Annotated in this window: 9 protein-coding genes; 4 read left to right on the top strand and 5 right to left on the bottom strand. The window is 71.4% G+C overall.

The window, feature by feature from the left end; all coding sequences use genetic code 11:
- Positions 1-26: 26 nt before the first annotated feature.
- From FV242_RS13545 to FV242_RS13535, 3 genes are all read left to right on the top strand, one after another.
- Positions 27-908 carry an ABC transporter permease gene (locus tag FV242_RS13545; RefSeq protein WP_147939284.1) on the top strand — a complete coding sequence of 294 codons (882 nt, stop codon included), beginning with the start codon at positions 27-29 and terminating at the stop codon, positions 906-908.
- A gap of 94 nt (positions 909-1,002) precedes the next feature.
- Positions 1,003-2,424: a M20 family metallopeptidase gene (locus tag FV242_RS13540; RefSeq protein ID WP_147939279.1), complete on the top strand. Its 1,422-nt coding sequence runs from the start codon at positions 1,003-1,005 to the stop codon at positions 2,422-2,424.
- A 3-nt stretch (positions 2,425-2,427) separates the two neighbouring features.
- On the top strand, positions 2,428-4,032 hold the full coding sequence (locus FV242_RS13535) for an ABC transporter ATP-binding protein (RefSeq protein ID WP_147939278.1): 1,605 nt from the start codon (positions 2,428-2,430) through the stop codon (positions 4,030-4,032).
- Between the two features lie 598 nt (positions 4,033-4,630).
- Here FV242_RS13535 and FV242_RS13530 read toward each other — a convergent pair.
- Complete coding sequence (locus FV242_RS13530; protein WP_147909473.1) at positions 4,631-5,080, bottom strand: MucR family transcriptional regulator; 450 nt, start codon at positions 5,078-5,080, stop codon at positions 4,631-4,633.
- 252 nt (positions 5,081-5,332) lie between these two features.
- Positions 5,333-6,382, bottom strand: coding sequence for a YeiH family protein (locus tag FV242_RS13525; protein WP_147939283.1), 1,050 nt, complete (start codon positions 6,380-6,382; stop codon positions 5,333-5,335).
- Between the two features lie 224 nt (positions 6,383-6,606).
- On the opposite strand from FV242_RS13525, the gene FV242_RS13520 reads away from it, so the two are divergent.
- Positions 6,607-6,816 carry a hypothetical protein gene (locus FV242_RS13520; protein WP_246692094.1) on the top strand — a complete coding sequence of 70 codons (210 nt, stop codon included), beginning with the start codon at positions 6,607-6,609 and terminating at the stop codon, positions 6,814-6,816.
- Positions 6,817-6,830: 14 nt separating this feature from the next.
- Here the strand turns inward: FV242_RS13520 and FV242_RS13515 are convergent, their stop codons facing one another.
- The 3 genes from FV242_RS13515 to FV242_RS13505 form a co-directional block, all read right to left on the bottom strand.
- Positions 6,831-7,157 carry a cytochrome c gene (locus tag FV242_RS13515; protein ID WP_147939277.1) on the bottom strand — a complete coding sequence of 109 codons (327 nt, stop codon included), beginning with the start codon at positions 7,155-7,157 and terminating at the stop codon, positions 6,831-6,833.
- Between the two features lie 11 nt (positions 7,158-7,168).
- Positions 7,169-8,371 carry a molybdopterin-dependent oxidoreductase gene (locus tag FV242_RS13510; RefSeq protein WP_147939282.1) on the bottom strand — a complete coding sequence of 401 codons (1,203 nt, stop codon included), beginning with the start codon at positions 8,369-8,371 and terminating at the stop codon, positions 7,169-7,171.
- Positions 8,372-8,537: 166 nt separating this feature from the next.
- On the bottom strand, positions 8,538-9,530 hold the full coding sequence (locus FV242_RS13505; protein ID WP_147909476.1) for an Ldh family oxidoreductase: 993 nt from the start codon (positions 9,528-9,530) through the stop codon (positions 8,538-8,540).
- Between the last annotated feature and the right edge of the window lie 24 nt (positions 9,531-9,554).

Here is a 9,554-nt window from a genome sequence, read left to right as displayed (position 1 = left end):
CCCCCGCCCTCCCCCAAGACGTCGGGGTGCCGGCCGCCCTGGCGCCGGTGCGCTCGCCGACCGGCCTCGTGCTCCGGCGCGGCCTGCATCACGCCGGCTTCCTGATCGGGGCCGGCATCCTCGGGGTGATCGTGCTGGCCGCGCTGGCCGCACCGCTGATCGCCCCGCACGACCCTTATGCGCAGGACGTCTCGCGCCGCCTGATCCCGCCGATCTGGCAGGCCAAGGGGACCTGGGACCACGCGCTCGGCACCGACAAGCTCGGGCGCGACTACCTCAGCCGCCTACTCTACGGCGGCCAGATCTCCCTGTTGATCGGGATCTCGGCGGCGCTGATCTCCGGGCTGATCGGCACGGTGCTGGGCCTCTGCGCCGGCTATTTCGGCGGCTGGGTCGATTCGGTGGTGAACTACATCGTGACCACGCGTCTGGCGATGCCCGTGGTGCTGGTGGCGCTGGCCATGGCGTCGCTGGTCGGCGGCTCGCTCAAGGTCGTGGTGCTGGTGCTGGGCTTCCTGCTCTGGGACCGCTTCGCCGTGGTGACCCGGGCCGCCACCCAGCAGATCCGCAACCAGGATTTCGTCTCGGCCGCCCGCGCTTCGGGCCTCACCGACCTGCGCATCATCCTGCAGGAGATCCTGCCCAACATCCTCAACGCGCTGATCGTCGTGGCGACCCTGGAGATGGCGCACGCGATCCTGCTCGAGGCCGCCCTGTCGTTCCTGGGGCTCGGGGTGCAGCCGCCGCTGCCGTCCTGGGGTCTGATGATCGCGGAGGGCAAGCAGTACATGTTCTTCCAGCCCTGGGTGATCACCATCCCGGGCGTGGCGCTCCTCTTCCTCGTGCTGGCGATCAATCTCCTGGGCGACGGCCTGCGCGACATCACCGCCCCCGAAGCCCGGCACTGACCAGACGTCCGGAAGTGCCCCGGGCCGGCCGACAGGCTCGGGCAGCGCGGGATCCATTCCGGCCAGAACCGCAATGTTTCACGGGAAACACACCATGACGCGAGACGACGCCATCGCGCGCGCAACCGACACCTTCGACGCCGGGGCGTTCCTCGCACTCCTGCGGGAGGCGGTCGCCTACCCGACCGAGAGCCAGGCGCCGGGCCAGGAGGCGGCCCTGCACGCCTATCTCGACACCTTCATCACGCCTCTCGTCACCCGCCTCGGCTTCGAGACACCCAAAAAACACGACAATCCGGACGGGGTGCACGGCCCGTTCCTGATCGCCGAGCGGCACGAGGGACCGGACCTCCCCACCGTGCTGATCTACGGCCACGGCGACACGGTGCGGGGCTATCCCGAGCAGTGGCGCACGGGGCTGGGCCCCTGGGAGATCGTGGTCGAGGGCGACCGCTGGTACGGGCGCGGCACCGCCGACAACAAGGGCCAGCACGTCCTCAACCTCGCGGCCCTGGAGCAGGTGATCGCGGCGCGCGACGGCCGCCTCGGCTTCAACGTGAAGCTGCTGATCGAGATGGGCGAGGAATCCGGCTCGCCGGGCCTGCGTCCGTTCTGCCGCGCGCACGCGGAGGCCCTGCGCGCCGACGTGCTGATCGCCTCGGACGGGCCGCGGCTCAGCGCCGAGCGCCCGACCCTGTTCCTGGGCTCCCGCGGCGCCTACAATTTCGAACTGAGCCTGAACCTGCGCGAGGGTCCGCACCATTCCGGCAATTGGGGCGGCCTGCTGCGCAACCCCGGCACGGTGCTGGCCTCGGCGATCGCCTCGATGGTCGATGCCCGCGGCAGCATCCTGGTCGAGGCCCTGCGGCCGCCGCCCATCCCCGAGGGCGTGCGCACGGCGCTCCGCGACATCCGGGTCGGCGAGGATCCGACCGCCCCGACGATCGATTCCGATTGGGGCGAGCCGGGGCTCACCCCGACCGAGCGGGTCTTCGCCTGGAACACCCTGGAAGTCCTCGCCTTCAAGACCGGCGATCCGGACGGACCGCTCAACGCGGTGCCGCCCCACGCCAAGGCGACCCTGCAGCTGCGCTTCGTGGTCGGCACCGACTGGAAGAACCTGATCCAGAACGTGCGCGCGCATCTCGACGCCAACGGTTTTCCGATGATCGAGGTCCGGCCGGCCCGGGCTTCGGAGGTTTTTCAAGCGACCCGGCTGCCGGTGGAAGACCCCTGGGTGGAATGGGCGCTTCTCTCGATCGAGGCGAGCGCCGGAAAAAAACCGGCCCTGCTGCCCAATCTCGGCGGTTCGCTGCCGAACGACGCCTTCTCGGAGATCCTCGGGCTGCCGACCCTGTGGGTGCCGCATTCCTACCCGGCCTGCCGCCAGCACGGGCCGGACGAGCACATGCTCGCCTCCAGCACCCGCGAGGGCCTCGCGATCATGGCCGGGCTGTTCTGGGATCTCGGCGAGGCCGGGCCGGACATCCTGCGCCGCCGCGCCGCGAGGAGCTGAACCATGAGCGAGCCGGTCGTCCGCATCCGTGACCTGACGATCGCGCTCCCCAAGGGCGCCGACCGTCCCTACGCCGTCGAGGGCCTGAACCTCGACCTGGAGCCCGGCAAAATCCTCTGCGTGGTCGGGGAATCGGGCTCCGGCAAGTCGATGAGCGCCTACGCGCTCACCGGCCTCCTGCCCCGGGCGCTCAAGCCCGAGGGCGGTTCGATCCTGTTCGAGGGACGGGACCTGCTGAGCCTGGACGAGCCGGCCTGGCGCGCCCTGCGCGGCCGGCGGATCGCCATGGTGTTCCAGGAGCCGATGACCGCGCTCAACCCGGTGATGCGCATCGGCGACCAGATCGCCGAGATGTTCGAGGCGCATAACCTGCTCACCCGGGCCGAGCGGCGGGCCCGGGCGGTGGCCTTGGCGACCGAGGTCGGGCTGTCCAACCCCGAGGAGGCGGTGCGGGCCTATCCGCACCAGCTCTCCGGCGGCCAGCGGCAGCGCGCGATGATCGCCATGGCGCTCGCCCTGGAGCCGTCGGTCCTGGTCGCCGACGAGCCGACCACGGCGCTCGACGTCACCACCCAGGCCCAGATCCTGAAGCTGATCCGCGAGTTGCAGCGCAAGCGCGGGATGAGCGTCCTGTTCATCACCCACGATTTCGGCGTGGTCGCGGAGATCGCCGACCACGTGGCGGTGCTCCAGCGCGGCCGGCTGGTGGAATCGGGCAGCGCCGAGGCGGTGCTGCGCGATCCCCAGGCCCCCTACACGAAGGCGTTGCTCGCCGCGGTGCCGAGCCTGACCCCGCCGGTGCGGGCCAGCGTGCAGGCCTCCCCCGTGGCCCTGTCGGTGATCGGGCTGTCCAAGACCTACACCACCAAGGCCGGCCTGTTCGGCAACCCCCGGGTGGTCGCGGCGGTCAAGGAGGTCGCCTTCGACGTGCGGCGCGGCGAGACCCTGGGGCTGGTCGGCGAATCCGGCTCCGGCAAGTCGACCACGGCGCGGCTCGCGATCCGGCTGATCGAGCCCGACGGCGGCACCGTCCGGCTCGGCAGCCTCGACTACACCGCGCTCCGGCGTGCGGACCTGCGCGCTCAGCGCAGCCGCATCCAGATGATCTTCCAGGACCCGTTCGCCTCGCTGAATCCGCGCCGCACCGTGGAGCAGATCATCATGGCGGGCCCGGTCGCCCACGGCGTTCCGGCCGCGGAGGCGCGGGAGCGCACCCGGAGCCTCCTCGACCTCGTCGGCCTCGACCCGAAGGCGGCCGCCCGCTACCCGAACGCCTTCTCGGGCGGCCAGCGCCAGCGCATCGGCATCGCCCGGGCGCTCGCCATGGAGCCGGACGTGCTGGTGGCCGACGAGGCGGTCTCCGCGCTCGACGTCTCGGTCCAGCGCCAGGTGCTGGACCTGCTGGAGGACCTGAAGCAGCGGCTGTCGCTGGCGATGCTGTTCATAACCCACGACCTGCGGGTGGCGGCCACGATCTGCGACCGGATCGCCGTGATGCATCGCGGCGCCATCGTGGAGATGCGCACCACCGCCGACCTGTTCGCGGCCCCGGAGCACGCCTACACCCGCAGCCTCCTGGCCGCGGTGCCGGGCGCCCGCGCTTCGTAGCGGCGCTTCGTGGGTTGAGGGAGGGGGCGTCCACCGCCCTCCGCTTGTCCGCGGCCCATCGAGGCGCAGCGTCGGGCCCGCATCGCAGGGCGGCGCCCGAGGCCCGTCCCGTCGCCTTTCGATGGATGCCGCGGGATGCCGTGGGACACAGAGACAAGTTTTTTGGACGAAGTCGGTCTGTCGTGCTTCGGGCCATCCGGTAGAATGGCCACGTTGTCGAGGGTCGAGCGCCCCGGCGGACCTACGGCCGACCGAACCGTCCGTCCCCGCTCGCGCCTCGAACGCGGACGGGGACTTTTTGACGTGTCGTTCTCAGCCAAGCCCGATAAGCCCCAGTCCCCGCGCAGGCGGTCCCTGCCGGACGGGCAACCGTCCCGGCGCCAGGGATCGGCGCAACGGGCCGCGCGCGGGCCGGCAACCGGCGAACGCCACGTCCCCCCCGCGCCGGAGGTGGCCGCCGTGGCCGTCGGCGCCCGCATCATCTACCTGAGCTGGGCCCAGACCTTTGGCCGCCCGCCCAGCGCCCGCCTGCCCGGAATGACCGCACGCGTGCTGCCGTTCCGCAGGCGCTGACGCGCACCCTGGTCAACGCCGGCGATCAGCCGTTCGTGCCGGTCCGGCGCTGCTCGGCGCGGGCGCCCGGAACACCGAGGCCGATCGCCTTGGCGAGGGCGGAGCGCTGCGCGGCGTAGCCCGGCGCCGTCATCGGGTAATCCGTCGGCAGGCTATAGCGCTCGCGATACCGCTCCGGCGTCAGGCCGTGGGCGGTGAGATGCCGCTTGAGCGTCTTGTACGACCGCCCGTCGATGAAGCTGACGATCCCGTCCTGCTGGACCGACTTGCGGATCTGCGCCGCGGTCGGCGGCTCGATCACGGGTGCGACCTCGACGGGCACCTTGCGGTCGAGGTTGATCAGCGCGCCGTGCACGCTGGCGATCAACGCCGGCAGGGACGTGGGTGGGACGGGGTTGTTCGAGACGTAAGCCGCGACGACGTCGCCGACCAGCACGGCGAGTTCGGTGCTGCTCTCAGGATGCGTTTCGGGCACGGCGCGAGTTCCGATCTAAGCTTTCGTGGATGACCCATTGGTTCCAAAGCAAAAACCATCGCAGTGTCAAGATGGTCTGTTCAGCCGATTGCCCGAAACGGCAGCATTTTAATGCCGACACTCTAGATAACGCTGTCTGGACAGAGTGTTTCCACTCAGACGCCCGGCGGCTTTGTTGCGGGACCCAAGCTTAGATTCGGCAGGAATTCGAAATACAAGACTCAGAACACAATTTTAAGCTTGTCCACGCCCTCAACCGATCCCCAGGCCGCGGATCAGGCCGAGGCTGACCGCGACGAGCACGGCCAGCGACGCGGTCACGGCCAGGGTGACCCGGCCTCCGACTCGGGCGAGCACCCGCACATCGACGCCGAGGCCGAGGGCCGCCATGGACAGCACCGTGAGCACGCCCGCGAGCTGCGTCAGCGGTTTGACGGCCGCATCCGGGATCAGCCCTATGGAGCGGGACGTCGCCAGGACCAGGAAGCCGAGGATGAACCACGGCACCAGCTTGGTCAGGCCGGGCCGGCCCTTCGCGCGGGTCGATTCCGCCTCGGCGTCCTGCCCGGCCTCCCGCGGCAGGCGCGGGGCGATCAGTGAGAACGCCACCACCACGGGTCCCAGCATCAGCACGCGCACGAGCTTGACCAGGGTGCCGACCTGGGTGGAGAGCAGGCTCACCGGGACGGTCGCGGCCAGCACCTGCGGGACCGCGTAGACGGTGAGCCCGGCCAGCACGCCGTACTGGTTGTCGCTCAGGCCCGCGAGCGGCACGAACAGCGGCAAGCCGAGCACCATCAGCACGCCGAGCACCGCGGTGAACGCGATGGCGGCCGCGATGTCCTTGGGCTGCGCCCCGATCACCGGCGCCACCGCGGCGATGGCCGAGTTGCCGCAGATCGCGTTGCCGCACGCCACCAGGATCGCCATCCTGGGCGGCAGGCCGAGCGCCCGGCAGATCCCCACGCTGGCGCCGATCCCGATCACAACGGTGCCGACGATGCCGGCCAGCAGCGCCGGACCGGAGGCCAGGATCGCCCCGAGGCTCAGCGAGGCGCCCAGCAGTACGACGGCCACCTCCAGGAGTTGCTTCGCCGAGAACGCGATGCCGGTGCGAAACCGGGCATCCGGCGTCCAGGCGGTGCGGATCGCGATCCCAATCAGGATCGCCAGCACCAGGGCCTCGACATAGGGATGGCCGGCAACTCGCTCCTCGAGCGCCTGCGCGGCCATGGCCAGGGCGGTGATCGCCGCGCACAGGCCGATGCCCGGCAGTACGGAGGTGGCCGCCCCGTCCCGCACGGTGGTCCCGGTTTCACCCGTCCGGGCCGATGATCTGGGGCTCACGCCGGTCGCTCCACGGTCGACATCCGAGCAAAGGGAAGAAAACGTTTGTCGCGAGCGCACAAGAGAGAAGGACGCTCTCCGGCGCGAGAAAACTTCGGAAGTCCCGTCCATTGCGGCGCGGGGTCCCGAGCGCGACATTCACCGTCATGCGCACCACCCCGGATACTCGGTCGACGACGATGGCGTTCGACCCCTTTGGCGAGCCCGTCGCCGCGGGCGTGGCCGAGGCGTGCCCGACCGCTTCGGGCGACCGGACCGCGCGCCGGGTCGGTGGTGCCGTGTTCTGGGCCCTCGCCCTGACGATCCTGGCCGGCCGCATCTACGCCTACGACCTGCCGGTGGTGCAGAGCGTCGCGTCCTACGCCGCGCAGGCCGTGACGCTGCGCTGAGGCGCGGCCGTCGCTCAATACGTGTCCGCCAGGTAGGCAGCGATCGCGTGGCCGTCCGCCTCGTCGATCGGGGCGTGGTAGACCTTGATCATCTTGGTCACCTCCGACTCCCAGAACGCCTTCCCCCGCCCCGGGGGCTGGGTGGCGATGTAATCGACGGAGTGGCAGGTCTGGCAATTGGCCTGCGCTGCGGCGAAGCCCTGCGCCTGGCCACCCGACGCACCGTCCTTCGGGGCCCGCAACTCGGCCGTGGGATCCGGCACCGTGTAGCGGCGCGGGGCCGAGAGGGCTGTGCCGGCGAGAAGGCCGGCGATCATCGATCCGATCAAAAGCGCGCGCATCCCGTTCCCCCTCACGCCGCCCGGACCCGGGTGATCTCGACGCCGTTGCGCATGTACCCGGACGGGTTCCAGAGCGAGTCCATCGGCTGCGTGCTGCCGTCGTTGGCGGTGGCCCGGACCCGGACGCTGTGCGCGCCCGCGGCCAGGTCGAGGGTGAGCGACCAGGGCCGGAACGCGTAGGGACCCAAATCCTGGCCCAGGGCGGCCTGCGTCCAGGTCCGGCCCTCGTCGGTGGACACCGCGACCGTCTTGATCCCGGAGCCGCCGTCGAACGCGATGCCGCGCACGTGCACCGGACCGGCCTTGATGTCCGCCCCGTCGGCGAGATTGGTCAGGAACGACCGCACGTTGAGCCGGCCGATCGGCACCGTGGCTTTGGCGGCCTGGCCCGGCTCCGTGCAGGCGCAGGCATTGTCCGGGATGCGGTAGGCGCTCTTCATGAAGAAGCCGTCGAACGGCGTGTCGCGCACCGTGATCGCGTTCAGGTGCTTGACCCAGTAGGTGCCGTAGAAGCCCGGCACCACGAGGCGCAGCGGAAACCCGTTGAGCCAGGGCAGGTCCTCGCCGTTCATGCCCCAGGCCAGCATCACCTCGCCGTCACGGGCATGGTCGAGGCCGAGCGCCTTCACGAAATCCGGGGTCTCGGGCAGGACCGGCCCGTCCATCCCGTCGAACGTGACCTGCACGGCGCCCGGCTTCACCCCGGCGCGGTCGAGCACGCTCTTCAGCGGCACGCCGGTCCAGCGCGCGCAGCCCATGGCGCCGTTGGCGAGCTGACCGCCGGCCATGCGCGGCTCGAAGAAGCCGCGCGAGTTCCCCGAGCATTGGTTGACCGCCACGATCTCGCTCCGCCCCGGCAGCGCCTTGATCTCGGCCAGCGACAGCGAGACCGGGCGCTCGACATGGCCGGCGATGCCGAGCCGGAACGTGTCCGGGTCGATCTCCAGGGGGATGTCGGCCAGGTGATAGCGGACGAAGAAGGCGTCGTTGGGGGTGATCGCCCCCTCGTCGAATACCGCGAACGGCGTCTCCAGCTGGGGCGGCCGGGCCGTGGTCTGCAGAAGCGGGCGCTTGCCCGGATAGGCGACCAGCGGGCGCGTGCCGTTGCCGAAGGGAAGCACGACCTCCTCAGCCCGGGCGCGCAAGGGCGTCGCCGCAACAGCCAGCGCGCCGAGGCCGCCCTGGAGAACGCGGCGCCTGTCGAGATGAGCCATCGTCGCGTCCTTCATCCGCCGTCCCGGCATACCGAGCGATCCTGCGCGGACGCCCCGCGATCCGGCCGTCTCGAGCGCCCCTGCCGTGGCGGTGTATCAGACTTTCCCTTGCCCGAACCGCTTCGCCCCGCAGCGTGCGTGTTTCACGGGAAACACCGCATCGCCGTCACCCCAACGCTTCGATCTCGGCCGCGAGGGTGTCCGGAACCGTCAGCCCGTCCCGCGCGGCGCGGACCCGCAGGTCGAGGCGCCGGCTTCCCGGCAGGCGAGCGCCGTCCTGCGCCTCGATCGAAGCCGCCAGGACGGCGAAGCGCTCCGGGGCGTCGGGGCCGAGGGCCGTGGCGTCGATCGCCAGGATCAGCTGTCCGGTGCCGGGCGGGTCGCCCGCCGCGTCGAGGAACGAGCTGGCCTCGGCGGCGAAGCGGGCACCGGTGAGCCCGGCCGCCAGGAGTTCCACCATCAAGGCGAGCGCCGTCCCCTTGGCGTCGCCGAGCGGCGCCATCGTGCCGTCGAGGGCGGCGGCGGGATCGGTGGTCGGGCGTCCCTCGGCATCGAGCGCCCAGCCCTCCGGGATCGCCTCGCCGCGCTGCTTCGCGCCGACGATGCTGGCCCGGGCGACCTTCGACAGGGCGAGGTCGATCACGATGGGCGCCCGACCGGGCAACGGGCAGCCGAAGGCCAGCGGGTTGGTGCCGAACACCGCCCGGCTGCCGCCCCAGGGCGCCATGGCGGCGGGGGTGTTGGCGAACAGGATCGCGACGCACCCGGCCTCGGCCAGCGCCTCGACGGGCAGGCCGGCCGCCCCGCAATGATGCGAGCGGCGGATCCCGGCCGCCGCGATCCCCTGCCGGCGTGCCAGATCCGGCAGCTCGGCCAGGGCCGCGTCGAGCGCCGGGTAGGCGAAGCCGTTGCCGGCATCGATCGCCAGGAGTCCCGGCCGGGGCCGGCTCACCACCACGCGGGCATCGCCCACGACCTTGCCGGTGCGCAGCTGCGCGGCGTAGCCCGGCACCCGCGACAGGCCATGGCCCTTCAGGCCGTCCGCCTCCGCGGCGACCAGCGCGCGGGCGGTGCTGTCGGCGGCGGCAGGGGCGGCGCCACAGCGGCGGAAGGCGCCGGCCGCGAGCGCGTGGGCCTCCGCGAGGGACAGGGTCGGCATGGTGGTCGAGGCTCCGGGTCACCG

The sequence above is a fragment of the Methylobacterium sp. WL64 genome (assembly GCF_008039945.1).
In the GTDB taxonomy this organism is placed as follows: Bacteria; Pseudomonadota; Alphaproteobacteria; order Rhizobiales; family Beijerinckiaceae; genus Methylobacterium.
Note: the sequence above shows the minus strand (reverse complement) of the source record. Positions and strands in the feature narration are given on the sequence as shown.